Source organism: Spiroplasma endosymbiont of Tipula paludosa, assembly GCF_964264785.1.
Classification (GTDB): domain Bacteria; phylum Bacillota_I; class Bacilli_A; order Mycoplasmatales; family Nriv7; genus Nriv7.
Genome location: NZ_OZ183484.1, coordinates 480934 through 503777, shown reverse-complemented (window position 1 = coordinate 503777; position 22844 = coordinate 480934). Strand labels below are relative to the sequence as shown.

The 22844-nt window shown below is 26.6% G+C and carries 22 protein-coding genes; 12 read left to right on the top strand and 10 right to left on the bottom strand.

Annotated features, from left to right (window positions below):
• Positions 1-4: 4 nt before the first annotated feature.
• A complete protein-coding gene (gene parE, locus ACFEL5_RS02920; protein ID WP_375315644.1) occupies positions 5-1924 on the bottom strand; it encodes a DNA topoisomerase IV subunit B in 1920 nt (639 codons plus the stop codon).
• Between the two features lie 30 nt (positions 1925-1954).
• Positions 1955-2794: an alpha/beta fold hydrolase gene (locus ACFEL5_RS02915; RefSeq protein WP_375315761.1), complete on the bottom strand. Its 840-nt coding sequence runs from the start codon at positions 2792-2794 to the stop codon at positions 1955-1957.
• Between the two features lie 309 nt (positions 2795-3103).
• Between ACFEL5_RS02915 and plsY the strand changes: the two genes are divergently transcribed.
• Together plsY and ACFEL5_RS02905 are read left to right on the top strand one after the other, a co-directional pair.
• Positions 3104-3799 carry a glycerol-3-phosphate 1-O-acyltransferase PlsY gene (gene plsY / locus ACFEL5_RS02910; protein ID WP_342189900.1) on the top strand — a complete coding sequence of 232 codons (696 nt, stop codon included), beginning with the start codon at positions 3104-3106 and terminating at the stop codon, positions 3797-3799.
• A gap of 469 nt (positions 3800-4268) precedes the next feature.
• Complete coding sequence (locus ACFEL5_RS02905) at positions 4269-5213, top strand: IS30 family transposase (protein WP_338966716.1); 945 nt, start codon at positions 4269-4271, stop codon at positions 5211-5213.
• A 66-nt stretch (positions 5214-5279) separates the two neighbouring features.
• Here the strand turns inward: ACFEL5_RS02905 and ACFEL5_RS02900 are convergent, their stop codons facing one another.
• Together ACFEL5_RS02900 and ACFEL5_RS02895 are read right to left on the bottom strand one after the other, a co-directional pair.
• Positions 5280-5699 (bottom strand): transposase family protein, encoded by a 420-nt coding sequence (locus tag ACFEL5_RS02900; protein WP_375315760.1) that lies wholly within the window; start codon positions 5697-5699, stop codon positions 5280-5282.
• A 5-nt stretch (positions 5700-5704) separates the two neighbouring features.
• On the bottom strand, positions 5705-6097 hold the full coding sequence (locus ACFEL5_RS02895) for a transposase family protein (protein WP_375315019.1): 393 nt from the start codon (positions 6095-6097) through the stop codon (positions 5705-5707).
• A 448-nt stretch (positions 6098-6545) separates the two neighbouring features.
• Here ACFEL5_RS02895 and ACFEL5_RS02890 point away from each other — a divergent pair, with 448 nt between their 5' ends.
• From ACFEL5_RS02890 to ACFEL5_RS02855, 8 genes are all read left to right on the top strand, one after another.
• Positions 6546-8684 (top strand): ATP-dependent Clp protease ATP-binding subunit, encoded by a 2139-nt coding sequence (locus ACFEL5_RS02890; RefSeq protein ID WP_375315643.1) that lies wholly within the window; start codon positions 6546-6548, stop codon positions 8682-8684.
• 81 nt (positions 8685-8765) lie between these two features.
• Positions 8766-9788 carry a heat-inducible transcriptional repressor HrcA gene (gene hrcA / locus ACFEL5_RS02885; protein WP_215826474.1) on the top strand — a complete coding sequence of 341 codons (1023 nt, stop codon included), beginning with the start codon at positions 8766-8768 and terminating at the stop codon, positions 9786-9788.
• 21 nt (positions 9789-9809) lie between these two features.
• Positions 9810-10403 (top strand): nucleotide exchange factor GrpE, encoded by a 594-nt coding sequence (gene grpE, locus ACFEL5_RS02880; RefSeq protein WP_338968453.1) that lies wholly within the window; start codon positions 9810-9812, stop codon positions 10401-10403.
• 1 nt (position 10404) lies between these two features.
• Complete coding sequence (gene dnaK, locus ACFEL5_RS02875; protein ID WP_375315642.1) at positions 10405-12162, top strand: molecular chaperone DnaK; 1758 nt, start codon at positions 10405-10407, stop codon at positions 12160-12162.
• A 146-nt stretch (positions 12163-12308) separates the two neighbouring features.
• Positions 12309-13436, top strand: a complete 1128-nt coding sequence (dnaJ, locus tag ACFEL5_RS02870) for a molecular chaperone DnaJ (RefSeq protein WP_375315641.1) — start codon at positions 12309-12311, stop codon at positions 13434-13436.
• A gap of 97 nt (positions 13437-13533) precedes the next feature.
• Positions 13534-14274 carry a Sapep family Mn(2+)-dependent dipeptidase gene (locus tag ACFEL5_RS02865; RefSeq protein ID WP_375315640.1) on the top strand — a complete coding sequence of 247 codons (741 nt, stop codon included), beginning with the start codon at positions 13534-13536 and terminating at the stop codon, positions 14272-14274.
• 45 nt (positions 14275-14319) lie between these two features.
• The gene (locus ACFEL5_RS02860; protein ID WP_375315019.1) at positions 14320-14712 is read left to right on the top strand and encodes a transposase family protein; all 393 of its coding nucleotides are present in this window, start codon (positions 14320-14322) and stop codon (positions 14710-14712) included.
• Between the two features lie 2 nt (positions 14713-14714).
• Positions 14715-15137 carry a transposase family protein gene (locus ACFEL5_RS02855; protein ID WP_342224593.1) on the top strand — a complete coding sequence of 141 codons (423 nt, stop codon included), beginning with the start codon at positions 14715-14717 and terminating at the stop codon, positions 15135-15137.
• Positions 15138-15290: 153 nt separating this feature from the next.
• Here ACFEL5_RS02855 and ACFEL5_RS02850 read toward each other — a convergent pair whose 3' ends face one another.
• The 3 genes from ACFEL5_RS02850 to ACFEL5_RS02840 all read right to left on the bottom strand — a co-directional run bounded on the left by ACFEL5_RS02850 (position 15291) and on the right by ACFEL5_RS02840 (position 18030).
• On the bottom strand, positions 15291-16019 hold the full coding sequence (locus tag ACFEL5_RS02850) for an IS30 family transposase (protein WP_375315639.1): 729 nt from the start codon (positions 16017-16019) through the stop codon (positions 15291-15293).
• 19 nt (positions 16020-16038) lie between these two features.
• Positions 16039-16983 carry an IS30 family transposase gene (locus tag ACFEL5_RS02845; RefSeq protein WP_338966716.1) on the bottom strand — a complete coding sequence of 315 codons (945 nt, stop codon included), beginning with the start codon at positions 16981-16983 and terminating at the stop codon, positions 16039-16041.
• A 162-nt stretch (positions 16984-17145) separates the two neighbouring features.
• Complete coding sequence (locus ACFEL5_RS02840) at positions 17146-18030, bottom strand: hypothetical protein (protein WP_375315638.1); 885 nt, start codon at positions 18028-18030, stop codon at positions 17146-17148.
• A gap of 58 nt (positions 18031-18088) precedes the next feature.
• Between ACFEL5_RS02840 and ACFEL5_RS02835 the strand changes: the two genes are divergently transcribed.
• A complete protein-coding gene (locus ACFEL5_RS02835) occupies positions 18089-19033 on the top strand; it encodes an IS30 family transposase (protein WP_338966716.1) in 945 nt (314 codons plus the stop codon).
• Between the two features lie 32 nt (positions 19034-19065).
• Positions 19066-19674, top strand: coding sequence for an IS30 family transposase (locus ACFEL5_RS02830; protein ID WP_375315759.1), 609 nt, complete (start codon positions 19066-19068; stop codon positions 19672-19674).
• Positions 19675-19719: 45 nt separating this feature from the next.
• Here the strand turns inward: ACFEL5_RS02830 and recO are convergent, their stop codons facing one another.
• From recO to ACFEL5_RS02815, 3 genes are read right to left on the bottom strand one after another with little or no spacing between them, the layout of a single operon-like run.
• Positions 19720-20463 (bottom strand): DNA repair protein RecO, encoded by a 744-nt coding sequence (recO, locus tag ACFEL5_RS02825; protein WP_342190160.1) that lies wholly within the window; start codon positions 20461-20463, stop codon positions 19720-19722.
• 15 nt (positions 20464-20478) lie between these two features.
• Positions 20479-21378: a GTPase Era gene (gene era, locus ACFEL5_RS02820; protein WP_375315637.1), complete on the bottom strand. Its 900-nt coding sequence runs from the start codon at positions 21376-21378 to the stop codon at positions 20479-20481.
• The gene (locus tag ACFEL5_RS02815) at positions 21371-22819 is read right to left on the bottom strand and encodes an ABC transporter ATP-binding protein/permease (RefSeq protein ID WP_375315636.1); all 1449 of its coding nucleotides are present in this window, start codon (positions 22817-22819) and stop codon (positions 21371-21373) included. The genes era and ACFEL5_RS02815 overlap by 8 nt, the downstream gene beginning before the upstream one ends.
• Positions 22820-22844 lie beyond the last annotated feature (25 nt).

The following is a 22844-nucleotide window of genomic DNA, read 5'->3' as shown; positions in this document are numbered from 1 at the left end:
CATTTTATGAAGCAATAACAAAATTATCTTCTAATGTAAAATTAATGTTAGCTTCAATTCATTTTTTGCGTTTATCACTATCATCACCCATTAAAGTAATAATCTTTTTTTCAGCTTTATGGCGATCACCAATAGTAACTTGCACTAGTTGTCTAGTTTCTGGATTCATTGTTGTTGTTCATAATTGATCGGCATTCATTTCTCCAAGTCCTTTATAGCGTTGAATTTCACTTTTAGTATGTTTTTCTAATTGCTTATATAAATCTTTTTGATTTCAAGCATAACTAATTTCATTAGATTTTTTGTTACTAATTTTATATAACGGTGGTAATGCTAAATAAATCTTTTGCGCAGCCATTAAAGGCTTCATATAACGATAAAAAAAAGTTAATAATAAAATTTGAATGTGAGCGCCATCAACATCAGCATCGGTCATAATAATAATTTTATCATAATTAACATCATCTAAATCAAAATGCTCACCAATGCCAGCACCAATAGCATTAGTAATCATATTAATTTCAGGATTTTTTAATAATGTTGCTAAATTAGATTTTTCAGCATTAATTATCTTCCCTTTTAAAGATAAAATGGCTTGAAAACTTCGCGCTCGCCCCATTTTCGCAGTACCACCAGCCGAATCACCTTCAACAAGAAATAATTCATTTTTATTACGATTCCGGTTTTGCGCTGGCGCTAACTTGCCAATTAACATTCGGTCTTTTAAACCTTTTGATTGTCGTTGTCCTCTTGCTTGTTCGCGAGCTTTTCTTGTAGCTTCTCTTACTTCTCTAGTTTTAATAATCTTTGTTAAAATTTCATAAGCAACAGTCTTATTTTCTTGTAATCAAAAAGAAAATTGTTTAGTGACAATATTATCAACAATATTTTTAATTTCATTAGTTCCTAATTTACTTTTAGTTTGTCCTTCATATTGAATCATATTTTCAGGAATCCGTACCGAAATAACTGCTGTTAATCCTTCACGAACATCACTACCTTCAAAGTTTTTTTCTTTTTCTTTTAAAAGATTTTCTGTTCTAGCATAATCATTAATAACTTTCGTTATGGCAGTACGAAAACCAACAACATGGGTTCCCCCATCAATAGTTTTAACATTATTAGCAAAACTAATAATATTTTCACTATAAGCATTACTATATTGCATCCCCACTTCTAATTGAACATTATCCATTTCACCTTTTAAAAGCATAATTGGACTAATAATTTTTTCATCAGCGATTAAATATTTAACAAATTCTTCTAAGCCATTAGTAAAACAAAATTGTTCTTCTTTTTTACTATGTTCATCAACAACAATAATTTTTAAACCACTAATTAATAATGCTGACTCGCGAGCTCGCTCACAAATCATTGAATATGAAAACTTAAAATTATTAAATATCGTACTATCAGGGCGAAAATGAACTACAGTACCAGTTTTTACTGTTTTACCAATTAATTTTAAATGTCGTGCTAAATGACCCCCATTTTTAAAACCAATTTCGTAAATTTTTTTATCACGATAAATTGTTACATAACAAAATTCACTTAACGCATTAACAACCGATGCCCCCACACCGTGTAAACCACCTGATGTTTTATAACTATTACCATCAAATTTACCACCAGAATGTAACATTGTAAAAATAACTTCTGGTGTTGATTTTCCTTTTTTATGCATTCCCGTAGGAATCCCCCGACCATTGTCTGCAATAATAATTGAATCATCTTTTTTAATAGTAATCTTAATTTCATTACAATATCCAGCTAATGCTTCATCAATCGAATTATCAAAAATCTCTCATGCGAGATGATGCCACCCTTTCCTATCTTTTGACCCAATGTACATTGACGGTCGTTTACGAACACCATCTAATCCCTCAAGAACTTGAATTGAAGATTCATCATAGGTATTTAGCATTTTAATTCACCCCTTTATTGTTGTTAATTATTATTTACTATTATACTTATTAATAAAATTTAAAATATCTTGATATACTTGTTCTTTACCAATTTCATTTAAAATTTCATGACGCATTCCTGAATATAATAAAATGCTTGTTTTTTTAAAACCATATTGACGATATTTTCTTGCAGTTTTTTCAACATCTTTACCAAAATTACCAACCGGATCACTCATTCCCCCAATAAAAAATATTGGTAAAGTTTTCCGAGTTTTAATAATATTTTTCTTTTTCATAATATACAATAAACCTGTAAACATATCTTTAAAAGCACTAGCAGTAAATATTTGTCCCGTTAAGGGATCATTTCTAAATTTTTCTTGAATATTTTTATCACGAGTTAGTCAAGCTAAATCATTATCTTTTTCTTTAATTTTCTTACTAAATTTTTTATAAGTTAAATTATTAATAAAATTACTAGGAGAATGTAATGGTTGTCGTTTTTGTAAATATTTAGCAATAAATTTACCAGTTCATAATTGCATTTTTGATTTTCAAGTTGTGGCACAAATAACTAATGATTCAATAGTATAAGAGTATAATGTTGCATAATGTCGCGCTAAAAATGAACCCATTGATTGCCCTAACATTGTAATTCCTAATTTGGGATAATTATGAACAATATAATCATTCACTACTTTTAAATCTAATACCAGCTTATCTCAACCATCCTTAACACTAAAAAATCCTAAGTGGTCTTTATCAGTAACCGTTTTTCCATGTCCCCGAAGATCATTACCAATAACGATTCAACCATTAGCATTTAAATACTTAGCAAATTCATCATAACGAAAAGCATATTCACTTGACCCATGCACTAATTGCATAACCCCTTTAGGTTTAATGACTTGATCTCATATATATAAATGAAGTTCATTATTATCAAACGATAAAATTTTTAATTCTTGCATTTTTTCCATCTTCCTTTTCTAAAATTACTACTTTAAGTACAAAACTTAATTTCTATAATGTTACTTTGAATATCTGATGACTAAAACTATTATAAGAATTATGCCATATATAATGATTATATTATAAATTAAGCAATAAATTTTAAATTAAACAATAATATAATAAAATTACCTTATAATAGTAATATAATATTAAATAATTAATATTAGAAAAGAGATGATTATATGAGTACTGCATCAATCATTATGACAACCTTGGGATGTGTTATTGGTTATTTAGTTGGTTCACTATCACCAGCAATTCTTATTAGTAAATATTATTTTAAAACTGATGTCCGTAACCATTATTCCAAAAATGCCGGTGCTACTAATGCTGCCAGAATTATGGGAACCAAATTTGGTTTAATTATTCTTATTTTAGATGGTTTAAAAATTGGTCTTGTTTTAGCAATTGTAAAATTACTATCACTAATTAATTCACCAAGCTTTACTCTTAGTGAAAGCTCAGTTTATATTAGTGCTGTTTTTGCTGTTTTCGGACATTGCTTGCCAATTTATCATAAATTTAAAGGTGGTAAAGGTGTTGGACCCTTTTTAGGCTTTACACTTTTTCTTAATCCAATTTATTTCATTATTGCAACTATTGTATGATGAACAATATTTCTAACTATTCGCATTGTTTCTATTGCCTCATTAATATGTGCTATATCTATTTTTTGTTGCTCTTGAATTACGCAAATAAACAATTTGCCTGTAAATATGTGAATTAATCACTCCGAGTTATTTTTTTCATACTTATTGCCTAATTATTGAACGCAATTAATTGTTGGTTTGATTGTTTTAATTGTTATTTTACGACACTATCAAAATATTTATCGAATTTTTACTGGACAAGAAAAACAATTTAGTAATAAAAAATAACACAAAAAATGCTCTGCTAAAATTTATTGGCAGAGCATTTTTTTATTTTTTAAGATTAAAACATAAAAATTTGTTAGTTTCACACTCTTTATTGAAGTTATTTTTTATCATTCTTATTCAAATGATTTAAATCCTCATTTTTGTTTTATTAATAAAGTAAAGTAAAAAGGTTTAAACTTTGTAAAGTTTAAACCTTAATCATTTTTTTATTGCAGAACACATTCCCAAACTGCTATAGTTTCTAAAAATATTTAAAAACTGACTATTTTTCAATGCTAATAGGTAAGTCATCCTAAGTTATTTTATTTATTAGTTATGCATTATTCTAATAAATAAATGGTATTAACTTATTTTTTAATTAGCTGAATTATACTTGTAAGTGCAAGTAAATAAAATTGCAAAAGATTTCATATAAAAATTTCATGATGCTAAGTTTATTTTAGAAAAAGTAAATTTAAGGAGTTTTTATATGGGATACAAACATCTTGGCATAGATGAAAGAATTTATATTGAGAATCAATTGAAATTTAAAGTAAAAATTAGTGAAATAGCTAAAAATCTTAATCGAAGTATTAGTACTATTAATCGAGAAGTTAATAGAAATAAAGATAATAATCATTATTTTTCATTAATTGCACAAAATAAAGCAGAAAATAGAAAACAATTACATGTTTATTTTCATAAATTTAAAAATAGAGAATTAGTAAAATATGTACAACAAAAATTATTATTAGGTTGATCGCCTGAACAAATTTATGGCAGAATTAAAAATTTTCATCAAGAATGAATTATTAGTTTTAAAACAATTTACAATTGAATTTATTCTGGATTACTTGAAAAGGTTACTAGTAAAAATTTAAGAAGAAAAGGTAAGAAACGAAAATCTCAAGAAAATCGGGGTAAATTTAATGGTAAATCCATTAAAGAACGAAATGTTAATAATCGCATAACTCTTGGCCATTGAGAAGGTGATACTGTAGTATCATCACGAGGTAAAAGTAAATCATGTTTAATAACTTTAGTTGAAAGAACATCAAGATTTACTTTAGCAATATTAGTTGAAAATAGAACTACTAAAGTTATTAACAAAAATATTAGTCATTATTTATCAATTCTTCCAAATAATCTTGTTAAGACTATAACATTTGATAGGGGTAAAGAATTTGCTAATTGACAACAACTTGAAAAAAATTTAAATGTGAAAATTTATTTTGCTGATGCATATTCACCTTGACAAAGAGGTACTAATGAAAATACTAATGGTTTAATTAGAGAAAAATTTCCTAAAAAATTTAATTTTTCAAACACTACTAAAAATGCAGTTCATAAATTTATATTGTCTTTAAACCAAAGACCAAGAAAAATACTAAATTATCTTTCGCCAATCGAATATTTGGTTAGAAAAATAATTTAGTTGCACTTAACTTTACAATTTGGCTTTTTTTAAAATTTTTTTAATAGACTTGGTACATAACTATAACTAGCTTAATTCAAAATTATATATTCCTGAAATTAAGTTAAATCGTAATCCAAATCTTCTAATCTTATTGCGATAACGATAAACTAGTATTTTAAATCTTTTTAATCTAGCAAAAACATGTTCAATGGCAATTCTAACTTTACTTAAAAAGCTATTATATTCCTTTTTATCTGGATTTAAGGGATTATTTTTACTCTTTTTAATTGGCAATAATGTATTTTTATGAACATTTTGCAAACCTTGATAGCCTGAATCGGCAATTAATTCTAATTTTGGATTTATAAGTGTATTTGATTTTAAAAATAACTTATAATCATGAATACTGCCATAACAAAAATCTACTGAAATAATTTTATTGTTAAATAAATCAATAATTATTTGTGATTTTAATGAATGTTGCCTTTTCTTACCAGAAAATAATAATTTTAGTTTTTTTTAATTCTTTCAATTGGAATTTCTGTAGCATCAATTGCTAATAAATTATTATTAGTAACTTTATGTTCCAATAATATCTTTTTGCCAGGTATATGAAAGTGACTATTTTTTATTAGAGTATTTTCAACTCAAAAGATATTACGAATACAACTAACATGACTAATATTATATTTTTTTGCAATAATACGATATGTACTATATTCTTTTCAGTATTCTAAAGTCATAAGTAATCTTTGCTCTATTGATAATTTATTTGGTCTACCACCAATTTGTTTTTGTTTAGCTTTAGCTTCTTTTAAAATTTCTACCATTTTCATGAAAGTTTTATATTTTATGCCTATTAGACTATAAAATTCATTTTCGTCTTTGTATTTATCTAACATTTGTACTTCACCTAGTAAATAATATTATCAAAATAGTAGATAAAATTAAAGGTTATGTACCAAGTCTAATATATGATTAATAAATTTTTTCTCACAAGCAACATGCAAATATCGTTTATCACTAAATAGATGTAAACACCAGCGACATATTTTATAATTTATCTTTCCTTTCAAAATTTAAAAACCCTTTTAATCGCAAGAATTACAGATTCCAACTGTATTTTTATTACCAATGACATAGCTTTCGCTGTCGCATTCAATACAAAATATTACTGCCAAAAGAAAACACCCCCTAAAAGTTTGTAGAAAACAAAATCTTGTCATATGTATATGGTTTCTACAAAAAATTAGCAATCTACTATTGACACTGCCAAAATAATATACTATAATTATTTTATCAGCATTCTAGTATGTAGACTGCTAAAATAAATGGGGAGGTTTGATAAATATGCAAATTAATGAAATACCTAATTACAGCAATGATCCTAAGATTTTAGAAAAATTTGCTCGTAATTTAAATGAGATGCATATTGAAGGCAAAACTGATCCAATAATTGGTCGTGATGATGAAACCCGACGAATTATTGAAATTTTATCGCGAAAACAAAAAAATAATCCAGTACTTATTGGTGAACCCGGAGTTGGGAAAACAGCTATTATTGAAGGATTGGCACAAAGAATTGTTAAGGGTGATGTTCCTAGTAATTTAAAAAATAAAATTATTTATGAACTGGATATGTCATCAATAATTGCCGGTGCTAAATTTCAAGGTGAATTTGAAGAGCGATTAAAGGCAGTTATTAACAAAGTTAAAGCCTCAGCTGGAGAAATTATTTTGTTTATTGATGAATTGCATTTAATTGTGGGAATGGGTAAAACTCAGGGAGCAATTGATGCTTCAAATATTTTAAAACCAATGTTAGCTCGTGGTGAACTGCGATGTGTGGGAGCAACAACATTGGATGAATATCGCGAATATATTGAAAAAGATGGTGCTTTAGAACGAAGATTTCAAAGAGTTCTTATTAAAGAACCAACTGTTGATGATACAATTTCAATTTTACGCGGTTTAAAAGATCGTTATGAATCATATCATGGCGTGCGAATTCATGATAATGCTATTGTTGCAGCTGCTAATTTAGCTAATAAATATATTAGTGATCGATTTTTACCTGATAAGGCAATTGATTTAATTGATGAAGCGTGTGCCAACATTAAAACAGAAATTGGTTCAATTCCTGCTCCGCTTGATGATGTGAAGCGAAAAGTAATGCAATTGGAAATTGAAAAGGCGGCTTTATTAAAGGAAAAAGATCATAAGTCAAAGCAACGATTAGATGAATTAATTGCAGAATTAGAAAAATTGAAAGTGAAGGAAAATTCTTTAGAATTAGTTTGGAATGAAGAAAAAGCACAATTAGATGAAATTAAAAATACTAGATTACAAGTAGAACAATTAAAAACAGAATTGGAACAAACACAATTAAAAGGTAACTTTAACCGTGCTGGTGAAATTCAATATGGTTTATTACCAAAATTAGAAAAAAAATTGGATGAGATTACTAATAAAACAAAAATTAATGCATTATTAAAAGAAGATGTTACTGAACAAGATGTTGCTAATATTGTTGAAAGATGAACGGGGATTCCTGTTAGTCGCCTCGTTGAAAGTGAAAAACATAAGTTACTTAATTTAACTAAGCATTTACGAATTAGAGTTAAAGGTCAAGATGAAGTTTTACAGTTAGTAAGTGATGCAATTATTAGAGCAAGAAGTGGGATTAAAGATCCAAATCGACCAATTGGTTCATTTATTTTTTTAGGTCCTACTGGAGTTGGAAAAACTGAAGTAGCTCGTGCCCTTGGAGAATATTTATTTGGTTCAGAAAAAAATATTATTAGACTAGATATGTCAGAATATATGGAAAAACATTCGGTAAGTAATTTACTTGGGGCCCCTCCGGGTTATGTGGGTTATTTGCAAGGTGGACAATTAACAGAAAAAGTTCGCAGAAATCCATATAGTATTATTTTATTTGATGAGATTGAAAAGGCACATAGTGATATTTTTAATATCTTATTACAAATTTTAGATGAAGGAATAGTTAGTGATCGGCATGGTAAAATAATTGATTTTAAAAATACAATTATTATTATGACTTCCAATCTTGGTTCGGAATTTTTATTATCACCAAGAGAAGACAGTAAAGCATTGGTAATGCAAAAATTAAAAACAACATTTCGTCCAGAATTAGTTAATCGGATTGATGAAATTGTTATTTTTAATTCATTATCGGAAAAGATTATTAAAGAAATTATTGATAAAGAGTTAGCATTATTGAATGATCGCTTAGAAATGACTAAAGATATTAAATTAGTTTTTGATAATAAGGTTAAAGAAAAAATTCTTAAAGAGGGTTATGATCATCAATTTGGTGCCCGACCAATTAAGCGATATATTCAAAAGCATATTGAAAATTTACTTGCTAAGTCAATTATTGAAGACCATATTAAAGAAAATCGCATTTATTCGTTAACTGTTAAGAATGATAAAATTATCATTGCTAGTAAGGAAAAGTTAAATTAATGATTGATTTTTCTAGTAATTGTTATATAATTTTATTATTGGCAGTAAACAAGATTAAGTGCTAAAAGTAGGAATGAAATTATGTTAACGATAAGACAAAAAGAAATATTGAAGTTTATTATTGATGAATATATTCAAAGTGCGCAACCAGTATCAAGTAAAATCTTAATTGAAAAGTATAAGTTACCTTATTCTTCAGCGACGATTCGTAGTGAGTGTGCGTTTTTAGAAGAGACAGGATTATTAGAAAAAACTCATGTTTCTAGTGGTCGGATACCAGCATCACTTGGTTATCGCTATTATGTTGATAATTTAATGGATGTTCGTAATGGTGATAATGATATTAAGCAACAATTAGAAAATATTTTTGCTAATCGGCAATTAGCTATTGAAGATATTATTGAACAAACAGCTGAAATATTAAGTGCGATGACTAATTTGATTACAGTAGTTATTGGTTCTAATTCGCAAGAAGATTGTTTGAAAAAAATTGAATTAGTGCCTATTAGTGAAGAAAATGCAGTTGCAATTTTTATTAGTGAAAAGGGACATGTTGTTAATAAGACTTTTAATATTAAAGATGTCACCTTGCAAGATTTAGTTTTAGCGATTGAATTATTTAATAGTCGTTTAATTGGTACAAAATTAGAAGATATTAAAGAAAAAATGCAAGCTTTACAACCAATATTGGAAAAACAAGTTTTGAAACATGAATATATTTTACAGTCATTTATTAATACTTTAGTTAGTTTTAAAAAGCGTGAACATTCAACACATGGTCTTCAATATATGTTAGATAATCCTGAATTTAATGATGTTAATAAAATTAAAGAAATTGTCCGATTTATTGAAGATTATTCGCCTTGGAAACAGTTTATAAAAACAGAAAAAGAACAGCAAGAATATAATCAAGAAAATATTCATATTCTTATTGGCAATGAACTAGGAAAACAAACAGATGATATTGCTGTTATTAGTACTGATTATCATACTGGTAATAAGCAAATTGGACAGTTAGCGGTAATTGGCCCTAAGCGGATTGATTATGATAAGATGTCAGAATTATTAGATTGAATATCACGCAAAATTGAAGAGAGTTTTTAAGAGAAAGGGATAAGAGATATTATGAATAATGATAAACAAAAAGAACTTGATAATCAAAATTTAAATGATGTTAGTGGAACAACGGATGATATTACCAAATTACAATTAGAAATTACAAATTTAAAAATGTTATTAGAAACAACTGAGAATGATAAAATTCGTGCTTTAGCTGATTGAGATAATGCAAGAAAACAATACGATAATGACCTCAAAGAAGTTAGAAAGTATCGTTCGCAAGCAATGATTGTGCAATTATTACCAATTATGGATAATTTTGAACGAGCATTAAATGTAAAAAATGTTGGTGCTGATGTTAAAAATTTTCTTCAAGGTTTTGAAATGATGATTAATCAATTAAAAGTAATTTTAACTAATGAAGGTGTTACTGAGATTGATGTTAAAGTTGGTGATATGTTTAATAGTCATTTGCATTATGCAATTGAACAAGTTGAAAGTGATAAATATCAACCAAATGAAATTACTAAAATTTTACAAAAAGGATATCATTTATATAATCGGGTTTTACGAGTTGCCACCGTACAGGTAGCAAAGGAAAAGATGATTAATAATAATGAAGAAAATCAAGAAAATATTGAAATGAAAGAGGAAAAATAAAATGGCAAAAATTATTGGAATAGATTTAGGAACAACAAATACTTGTGTGGCATTTATGGATGGTGCTGAACCAAGAGTAATTGAAACTCCAGATGGAGCCAGAACGGCACCGTCGGTAGTAGCATTTAAAAATGAAGAAATTCTTGTTGGAAATAGTGCAAAACACCAAGCAGTAGCGAATATTAATACTATTTTTTCAATTAAAAGTAAAATGGGAACTGACGAAAAAATTAATATTAATGGTAAAGACTATACACCAGAAGAAATTTCAGCAAAAATTTTAAGTTATGTGCGTGATTTTTCAGAAAAGAAACTTGGTGAAAAAATTACTAAAGCAGTAATTACGGTTCCAGCATATTTTAATAATGCGCAAAGACAAGCAACAGAAAATGCTGGTAAAATTGCTGGTTTTGAAGTTGAACGAATTATTAATGAACCAACAGCAGCGGCGTTAGCATATGGTATTGATAAAGTGAATAAAGAGCAAAAAATATTAGTTTATGATTTAGGAGGCGGAACTTTTGATGTTTCAATTTTGGAATTAGCTGATGGCGTTTTTCAAGTGTTAGCAACATCAGGTGATAATAAATTAGGTGGTGATGATTTTGATCAAATAATTACTGACTGATTAGTTGCTGACTTTAAAAAAGAAACTGGTATTGATTTATCAAAAGATAAATTGGCAATGCAACGAGTAAAAGAAGCTTCAGAACAAGCTAAAAAAGAATTATCTGGTAGTTTACAAGCAACAATTTCATTATCATTTATTTCAGCTAATGAATCAGGACCAGTACATTTACAAAAAACCTTAACACGAGCAGCATTTGATAAAATGACAAGATTATTAGTTGAACGAACTTTAAAACCTGTTGAAAATGCATTAAATGATGCCAAATTAAAAGCTAGTGATTTAGATCAAGTTTTATTGGTGGGTGGTTCAACAAGAATTCCAGCTGTTCAAGAAGCAGTTAAAAAAATATTAGGGAAAGAACCTAATCGTAGTATTAATCCTGATGAAGTTGTTGCTTTGGGAGCTGCTATTCAAGGTGGAATTATTGCTGGTGATGTTAAAGATATTTTATTGTTAGATGTAACCCCATTGTCATTAGGAATTGAAACTTTAGGTGGTGTAATGACACCTTTAATTCCAAGAAATACAACAATTCCAACATCAAAGTCACAAGTATTTTCTACTGCTGATGATAATCAACCGGCTGTGGATATTCATGTTTTACAAGGTGAAAGACCAATGGCTAGTGATAATAAGACTTTAGGTCGTTTTCAATTATCAGGAATTGATAAGGCACCAAGAGGAGTACCACAAATTGAAGTAACATTTTCAATTGATGTTAATGGTATTGTTGCGGTTAAAGCTAAAGACTTGAAAAATAATAAAGAACAATCAATTACAATTAAATCTGATGAAGGTTTAAGTGAAACAGATATTAAAAGAATGGTTGAAGAAGCAGAAGCTAATAAAGAAGCTGATGAAGCTCGTCGTAAAAATGTTGAGTTAGTAAATAAAGCCCAAACTTATTTACATGATATTGAACGAGGAATTGAAGAAGGCAAAGAAAAAGTGACTGAAGAACAAAAAACAGCGATGAATGATATGAAAGCAGAAATTGAAAAACTAATTAAAGAAGAAGATTATGTTGGTTTAGAGAAAAAAATGACTGACTTGGAACAAATGATGATGCAAGTAGCACAGTTTATGCAACAACAAGCTAATTCTGAAGCTCCAGAAATTAATGAATAAGAAAATAATGATAAAAAAGATGATGTTATTGATGCTGAATCTAATGATTCTAGTGTTGAATCTAGTGATGAGAAGAAGTAAATTAGGAATGATTCTTACTACACACTGTAGTAAGAATTATTTTATGAGCAAGGTAGGGTTAAAAAATGAGCACTAAAAACAAGCGAGACTTTTATGAAATATTAGGTTTATCGCGTAATGCGAACAATGATGATATTAAACGCGCTTATCGTAAGTTAGCTAAGCAATATCATCCTGATGTATATAAACAAAGTGATGCTGAAGCTAAAATTCAAGAAATTAATGAAGCGTATGAAGTATTGTCTGATTCTCAAAAACGACAAATGTATGATCAATATGGCAGTGCTGACCCAAATATGTTTAGTGGTGGTCAAGGTTTTGGTAATTTTGAAGATATGTTTGGTGATATTGGTAGTGTTTTTGGTGATTTCTTTGGCGATATTTTTGGTGGTGGTCAAAGAACGCGACAACGACATTCACAAACACATAAGGGTGAAGATATCTTTTATCGCGAAACTATTAGTTTAAAAGATGCAATTTTGGGAACAACGATTCAGTTTAAAGTTAATGTTAATTTTCCTTGTGATGAATGTCATCAAACAGGTGCTAAAACATCAGGAGATGTTGTAAAATGTTCAAATTGTAATGGTCGGGGGATTGAAGTTACTGAGCAAAGAACAATGTTAGGAATTATTAGACAAGAAAGACCTTGTCATTCTTGTCATGGAATTGGTGAAATTATTAAAAATAAATGTTTACAATGTAAAGGTAAAAAGTTTATTACTAAACAAGAAACCATTAGTCTTGATGTCCCCAAAGGAATTTTTTCTGGACAAAAAGTGCGTGTTCAAGAAAAGGGTCATTATGGACTTAAAGGACAATCTCGTGGAGATGTTTATATTGAAATTGAAGTTCAAAAGCATGCTTTTTTTCAGCGTGATGATTTAGATTTATTAATTACGATTCCAATATCTTTTATTGATGCAATGTTAGGGACAATCATTAAAGTTCCAACATTTGAGAAAACAGTAGAATTTAAAATTCCTCCTAAAACTAAAAATAATGCTGTTTTTACGATTCCTAAAATGGGAAGTTATCATCCTTTAAATAGTAAAAAACGCGGTGATATTATTGTTAAAATAGAAATTGCTTTTCCAAAGCATCTTTCAAAACAGCAAGAAAAGATTTTACAACAGTTAAGTGATGAATTAGATTTTAATCCTAACAATGAATTTATTAAAAAATTTAAATAGTTAAAAAATATCGTTAATCAACGATATTTTTTTATATTTGTGCTGAAAATAATCGCACCGAGATTATTTATTTACAATATGGTTTTATTTTCAAAATTTGAAAATAAAACCTAGTTTACTATCTGATTTTAGAAAATATGACAAATATGTTAAAATTAAAGTATTATTATTTTTTAAAAGAAAGGATAAAGAAAAAATGGAATCAGATATTAATGAGCAGCGGTTTAATGATTTGTTTCAAACTTCTTTGGAAGAAATTAAAGCAATAATTAAAGTACCTTCATTTAGTAATGGTGAAGTTAATGAACAATATCCTTATGGAAAAAATGTTCATCAAGTATTAGAGGATGTTATTGATTTAGGTAAAAAACTTGGTTTTAAAACTAAATTAGGCACACAAAATCGTTATGGATATATTGAGTATGGTGCAGGTAAAGAATTAATTGGCATTTTATGTCATCTTGATGTTGTTCCCCCAGGTGATTTATCAAAATGAGAATTTCCTCCTTTTGAACCAACTATTAAAAATGATATTCTTTATGGTCGGGGAGTTATTGATGATAAAGGACCCGCCATTATAAATTTATTTGCTTTAAAATATTTAGTTGATGAAGGTTTTATTCCTCAGAAAAGAATTCGGTTAATTTTTGGGATTACCGAAGAAACAACATGAGATTCAATTAAGCATTATATGAATAATGAAGAAAAACCAAAATTTGCATATACTCCGGATGGTTATTTTCCGCTTGTCTATGCTGAAAAAACGATTTTAAATTTAAAAATTATTGAAAAAAATCCGCAACAAGATTTTACAGTAGACTTGGTACATAACCTTTAATTTTATCTACTATTTTGATAATATTATTTACTAGGTGAAGTACAAATGTTAGATAAATACAAAGACGAAAATGAATTTTATAGTCTAATAGGCATAAAATATAAAACTTTCATGAAAATGGTAGAAATTTTAAAAGAAGCTAAAGCTAAACAAAAACAAATTGGTGGTAGACCAAATAAATTATCAATAGAGCAAAGATTACTTATGACTTTAGAATACTGAAAAGAATATAGTACATATCGTATTATTGCAAAAAAATATAATATTAGTCATGTTAGTTGTATTCGTAATATCTTTTGAGTTGAAAATACTCTAATAAAAAATAGTCACTTTCATATACCTGGCAAAAAGATATTATTGGAACATAAAGTTACTAATAATAATTTATTAGCAATTGATGCTACAGAAATTCCAATTGAAAGAATTAAAAAAAACTAAAATTATTATTTTCTGGTAAGAAAAGGCAACATTCATTAAAATCGCAAATAATTATTGATTTATTTAACAATAAAATTATTTCAGTAGATTTTTGTTATGGCAGTATTCATGATTATAAGTTATTTTTAAAATCAAATACACTTATAAATCCAAAATTAGAATTAATTGCCGATTCAGGCTATCAAGGTTTGCAAAATGTTCATAAAAATACATTATTGCCAATTAAAAAGAGTAAAAATAATCCCTTAAATCCAGATAAAAAGGAATATAATAGCTTTTTAAGTAAAGTTAGAATTGCCATTGAACATGTTTTTGCTAGATTAAAAAGATTTAAAATACTAGTTTATCGTTATCGCAATAAGATTAGAAGATTTGGATTACGATTTAACTTAATTTCAGGAATATATAATTTTGAATTAAGCTAGTTATAGTTATGTACCAAGTCTAGTAAATGGTGGTGCAGTCTATAATGTTACTTGTGATCAAGCAGAATATCGTGGTTCACAATTAGAAACACTAATTACGGTATTAGAACAAAATAAATTTTTATATATGCCAAATTGTAAAGTTAAGTGCAACTAAATTATTTTTCTAACCAAATATTCGATTGGCGAAAGATAATTTAGTATTTTTCTTGGTCTTTGGTTTAAAGACAATATAAATTTATGAACTGCATTTTTAGTAGTGTTTGAAAAATTAAATTTTTTAGGAAATTTTTCTCTAATTAAACCATTAGTATTTTCATTAGTACCTCTTTGTCAAGGTGAATATGCATCAGCAAAATAAATTTTCACATTTAAATTTTTTTCAAGTTGTTGTCAATTAGCAAATTCTTTACCCCTATCAAATGTTATAGTCTTAACAAGATTATTTGGAAGAATTGATAAATAATGACTAATATTTTTGTTAATAACTTTAGTAGTTCTATTTTCAACTAATATTGCTAAAGTAAATCTTGATGTTCTTTCAACTAAAGTTATTAAACATGATTTACTTTTACCTCGTGATGATACTACAGTATCACCTTCTCAATGGCCAAGAGTTATGCGATTATTAACATTTCGTTCTTCAATGGATTTACCATTAAATTTACCCCGATTTTCTTGAGATTTTCGTTTCTTACCTTTTCTTCTTAAATTTTTACTAGTAACCTTTTCAAGTAATCCAGAATAAATTCAATTGTAAATTGTTTTAAAACTAATAATTCATTCTTGATGAAAATTTTTAATTCTGCCATAAATTTGTTCAGGCGATCAACCTAATAATAATTTTTGTTGTACATATTTTACTAATTCTCTATTTGCCAAATTGTAAAGTTAAGTGCAACTAAATTATTTTTCTAACCAAATATTCGATTGGCGAAAGATAATTTAGTATTTTTCTTGGTCTTTGGTTTAAAGACAATATAAATTTATGAACTGCATTTTTAGTAGTGTTTGAAAAATTAAATTTTTTAGGAAATTTTTCTCTAATTAAACCATTAGTATTTTCATTAGTACCTCTTTGTCAAGGTGAATATGCATCAGCAAAATAAATTTTCACATTTAAATTTTTTTCAAGTTGTTGTCAATTAGCAAATTCTTTACCCCTATCAAATGTTATAGTCTTAACAAGATTATTTGGAAGAATTGATAAATAATGACTAATATTTTTGTTAATAACTTTAGTAGTTCTATTTTCAACTAATATTGCTAAAGTAAATCTTGATGTTCTTTCAACTAAAGTTATTAAACATGATTTACTTTTACCTCGTGATGATACTACAGTATCACCTTCTCAATGGCCAAGAGTTATGCGATTATTAACATTTCGTTCTTTAATGGATTTACCATTAAATTTACCCCGATTTTCTTGAGATTTTCGTTTCTTACCTTTTCTTCTTAAATTTTTACTAGTAACCTTTTCAAGTAATCCAGAATAAATTCAATTGTAAATTGTTTTAAAACTAATAATTCATTCTTGATGAAAATTTTTAATTCTGCCATAAATTTGTTCAGGCGATCAACCTAATAATAATTTTTGTTGTACATATTTTACTAATTCTCTATTTTTAAATTTATGAAAATAAACATGTAATTGTTTTCTATTTTCTGCTTTATTTTGTGCAATTAATGAAAAATAATGATTATTATCTTTATTTCTATTAACTTCTCGATTAATAGTACTAATACTTCGATTAAGATTTTTAGCTATTTCACTAATTTTTACTTTAAATTTCAATTGATTCTCAATATAAATTCTTTCATCTATGCCAAGATGTTTGTATCCCATATAAAAACTCCTTAAATTTACTTTTTCTAAAATAAACTTAGCATCATGAAATTTTTATATGAAATCTTTTGCAATTTTATTTACTTGCACTTACAAGTATAATTCAGCAAGTAAAAAGGTAATAAATTTTTAGTTGCTTTTCTTTCAAAATTATTCAAATCTTTACCCACCTAACAAAACTTTATGCGCCCCTTGTTCACTACTAATTAATAATGATTGTTCAAAATCATAAATTATTTTTTCATCAGCAGGAATAGCTATTTGCAAAATATTAGAATCTTGCGTTAATGATTTTTTAATAAAAAAATTTTGACTAATATTTAATATTAAATCAGTAGTAATCGTTTTAATTTTAAGTTTAGTACTAATGTTTCCCCTTCAATTTTGATATTCAAAAGGCAATATTATTCCTTGACTATTTGAATAAATCGCTGAACTAGAACTAAGGTTAACAGTTTCTTGAAATTTTTGAAAATAGTAATAAACCATATTAGAGGTGTGAAATACACTTTTAATTTTTACTGGTGTTTTATTTGTTAAATAATAGTCTTTAATTGTTGAAACAGCACTAGGTTCCAATAAAGGTCGTTCATACTGTTGAATAATTTTTGTCCTTATCTCTTTATCAGCTTTGTCTTCTAAATGAGTTCAATTTATTGTTGATAATTGATGATAAAAATAAAATAATGATCTAATTACACGAGGATATTCATAAGTTGTGGAATCATTATTTTTTAAAAAAATAGTTTCTGTTATTGGTTCTGAAACTATAATATCTTCTACTTTAGCTATTCATTCATTAACAATAGGCATAAAATTATATGCTAACGGATTATTAATCTGCACCGTTTCATCGCCTTCTAAACTAACATTATAGTTTAAGAGCGAATGATATTGAAAGTTAATTACTCCCATTGATTTATGACTATCAATGCTAATAACTGTATTTTCATTTTTTGTTTGCTGAAATGAATAATAAATTTTATTCATTTTATTTGCTGAATTATACTTGTAAGTGCAAGTAAATAAAATTGCAAAAGATTTCATATAAAAATTTCATGATGCTAAGTTTATTTTAGAAAAAGTAAATTTAAGGAGTTTTTATATGGGATACAAACATCTTGGCATAGATGAAAGAATTTATATTGAGAATCAATTGAAATTTAAAGTAAAAATTAGTGAAATAGCTAAAAATCTTAATCGAAGTATTAGTACTATTAATCGAGAAGTTAATAGAAATAAAGATAATAATCATTATTTTTCATTAATTGCACAAAATAAAGCAGAAAATAGAAAACAATTACATGTTTATTTTCATAAATTTAAAAATAGAGAATTAGTAAAATATGTACAACAAAAATTATTATTAGGTTGATCGCCTGAACAAATTTATGGCAGAATTAAAAATTTTCATCAAGAATGAATTATTAGTTTTAAAACAATTTACAATTGAATTTATTCTGGATTACTTGAAAAGGTTACTAGTAAAAATTTAAGAAGAAAAGGTAAGAAACGAAAATCTCAAGAAAATCGGGGTAAATTTAATGGTAAATCCATTAAAGAACGAAATGTTAATAATCGCATAACTCTTGGCCATTGAGAAGGTGATACTGTAGTATCATCACGAGGTAAAAGTAAATCATGTTTAATAACTTTAGTTGAAAGAACATCAAGATTTACTTTAGCAATATTAGTTGAAAATAGAACTACTAAAGTTATTAACAAAAATATTAGTCATTATTTATCAATTCTTCCAAATAATCTTGTTAAGACTATAACATTTGATAGGGGTAAAGAATTTGCTAATTGACAACAACTTGAAAAAAATTTAAATGTGAAAATTTATTTTGCTGATGCATATTCACCTTGACAAAGAGGTACTAATGAAAATACTAATGGTTTAATTAGAGAAAAATTTCCTAAAAAATTTAATTTTTCAAACACTACTAAAAATGCAGTTCATAAATTTATATTGTCTTTAAACCAAAGACCAAGAAAAATACTAAATTATCTTTCGCCAATCGAATATTTGGTTAGAAAAATAATTTAGTTGCACTTAACTTTACAATTTGGCGTTAAACAATTTACAATTGAATTTATTCTGGATTACTTGAAAAGGTTACTAGTAAAAATTTAAGAAGAAAAGGTAAGAAACGAAAATCTCAAGAAAATCGGGGTAAATTTAATGGTAAATCCATTGAAGAACGAAATGTTAATAATCGCATAACTCTTGGCCATTGAGAAGGTGATACTGTAGTATCATCACGAGGTAAAAGTAAATCATGTTTAATAACTTTAGTTGAAAGAACATCAAGATTTACTTTAGCAATATTAGTTGAAAATAGAACTACTAAAGTTATTAACAAAAATATTAGTCATTATTTATCAATTCTTCCAAATAATCTTGTTAAGACTATAACATTTGATAGGGGTAAAGAATTTGCTAATTGACAACAACTTGAAAAAAATTTAAATGTGAAAATTTATTTTGCTGATGCATATTCACCTTGACAAAGAGGTACTAATGAAAATACTAATGGTTTAATTAGAGAAAAATTTCCTAAAAAATTTAATTTTTCAAACACTACTAAAAATGCAGTTCATAAATTTATATTGTCTTTAAACCAAAGACCAAGAAAAATACTAAATTATCTTTCGCCAATCGAATATTTGGTTAGAAAAATAATTTAGTTGCACTTAACTTTACAATTTGGCTTAAAAATAAAAAATCACTCTTTATTTAAAGAGTGATGATAAAATTCATTTTTCTTTAATCGGTTTTAAAGATTGATAACTTAAAACTCCGCGCTCGCTTAGATATTCATAATAAAATGGAATTAGAACATATAAATCATCTTGATTAATCTCTCATTGTTCAAATTCTGGTTCATGATTTAATTCATATAGTGCTTGTAAAAGTGAAATTGGAAATATTTGTTGTTCGTTTTTAAAACAACCACGACAAACAAACCCACCAGCTGATCAATTTATTGTTTTAATATTCTTATTACTTTTACAAATGCTACAATGGTTTAGTTGCAATTGTAATCCTAAAAGTTTTAACACTTTAAAAGTTAAAAAACAGAAAAGTTTTTTAACTTCATTTTTATCACTATTAATAGTTTGTAAAATAACTAATAATTCATTAAAAATAATATTAGTATCCTCACTAAGTTCACTATAAAGTTTAACTAAATAATTAGTGACCATTAAGCGTTCATAGTTACTATGAATATTAGGGAATGTTTCAAGAATAACTCCGGTTTTTAAGCGATGCATTTTATTTTTACTATAAGCAAAAAATAATTCAAATTCACAATAATTAAATAATTGTAAAAATGCTTGATTTTTAGAAGTGATTTTTCGTACCCCCGGACAATAAATAGCAATAATGCCATTAATAGTATAAATATTAACAATGGCATCAACCAATTGATAATCTTGTTTATTAACAATTATTCCCGAAATTTTTGTTGTCAATGCACTTTATTTCCTTTATTTTTTACCATAACCTAATTTTGCTAATATGTTAGGACTATCTCTTCATTTTTTTATTACTTTAACGAATAATTCTAAATAAAATTGGGTTGCAAAAATTTCTTCTAATTCAATTCTTGCTTGCGAACCAATATTTTTAATCATTTTACCACCATTACCAATTAAAATTCCTTTTTGCGAATCTCTTTCAACAACAATAGTAGCGATTACACGAATAATTTTTTTTGTTCTTTCTTTTTTAAATTCCTCAATTAAAATTGCAACACCGTGTGGTACTTCTTGATGAGTTAATAAGAGAATTTTCTCACGAATAATTTCTTTAACAAAAAAATCTTCTTGTTGATCTTGAAACATATTTTTAGGAAAATACTGCGGTCCAAGCGGTAATGTCATCATCAGCTTATTTAATAAAAAACTAATATTAATATTTTTTAAACAACTAATACCAATAATTTCTTGAACATTAAATCGTTCATTTCATAATTTAATTTTTTGCTCTAATTGCTCAGAAGTAATTAAATCAATTTTTGTCAATCCTAAAAAAATTGGTACCTCTCGTTCCTGCAAAGACTTATATATATATTGATGTGTTAATGAAATTTCTTCATAACTATTAACTAATCATAAAATACCTTCAACACCTTTAGTACTTTGCACTGCCACCCGATTTAAACTTTTTCCTAATTCATTAGTAGACTTATGAATTCCTGGACTATCAATAAAAATTATTTGATAATCATCGGTAGTCAAAATTCCTTGAATTCGATTTCTTGTTGTTTGCGGTTTATTACTAATAATAGCAATTTTTTTTAACATTAAAGTATTTAATAAAGTAGATTTACCAACATTTGGTTCACCAACAATGGCAATAAAACCAGAACGAAAATTATTATTCATATCATTTTCACCATTTAATCGCAACGCCAATAAATATTAAGGGTAAAGCACTAGAAACTAAAATATTAATAATAAAATTTGTGTTGGATAAGATACTATTGTTAGCAATATTATTCATTAATAAACTACTTGGATATTTAAAAATTGATAAATAACTAAAAATCTTAAAAATTAAATTCTTATCAAAATTTAAATTTGATAAAAATACGCCACTAAAAAGCATCATTGGTAAAAATAAAGCATTAGAAATTAACATATGTTGTTTTTGAGTTTTAAAAAATGTTGCTAATAAGACTCCAAAACTAATACTAATAATAATAGAAAATATTAAATAACCAATAACTGGTAAATTAATAAAACTTAAAAGTTCACTAATATTAAATTGACGCCCAAAAATAATGATAGTTCAAAATAATGTTATTAAAATTGTAAATAAACTTAAAATACAACCAAATAAAATAACAGTTAAGAAAAAAGTTCTGGGTTTCATATTAATTGATCCAAAATGTTTAATAATTATTGAATTACGAAATTCAACAATTGTTCCTGAAATAATTTGAAACCCAATAATCATTACTTGAATCATTAATGCCCCCGCAATCATATTTTTTATTTTGCTTAATAAAAATTCATTATCAACATTAGGTAATTCACTGGAAAAAACAATGAAATCAATTATTAATATCATTAAAGAAGAATTATTATTTTTATCTTGTTCTTTATAAAATTTAAATTTTACCTTTGTATATTCAGCAACGGTACCATATTGTTCAATAACTTCTTTAACAGTAATTTGTTCTTTAATTAAACCATTATGTAAAAAAATGATTTTTTCACAAAACTTTTCTACTTCACTCATAATATGGGTTACTAAAATCATCGTTACATTTTTCTTAACAATATTTTCTTCTAAAAATTCAAAAATATCTTCACGCACTTCAATATCTAAACCTGTTGATACTTCATCTAAAATAATTAATTGCGGTTTATGAATAACTGCTAATAAAATATTTAATCTTTGTTGTTGACCCCCAGATAAAGAATTAATTTGTTTTTTCTTAATACCATCTAGTTGATATGTTTTTAACAAATTTTCTAAATCATCATAATGATATTTAATATTAAAAGTTTCTAAGTAATATTGAATCATATCTAAAATAGTAATACCCATCGGATATTTAGAATCTTGAAACTGAATCCCAATAACTAATTCTGACTTTTTTCAAACTACTCCTGCTGTTGGCTTTCTTATTCCCGCAATAATTTCTGAAATGGTTGATTTACCACTACCATTAGCACCAATTAAACCAATTCGCTCGCCACAATAAATTTGCAAATTAATATCTTGTAAAGCTCATTTTTGACGATATTTTTTACTTAAATTTTTTATGTCAACTAATAATAAATTACTATTTGTTTCCTTCATAAAATTATGCTCCATTACTATAACTTATTTTAAACATATT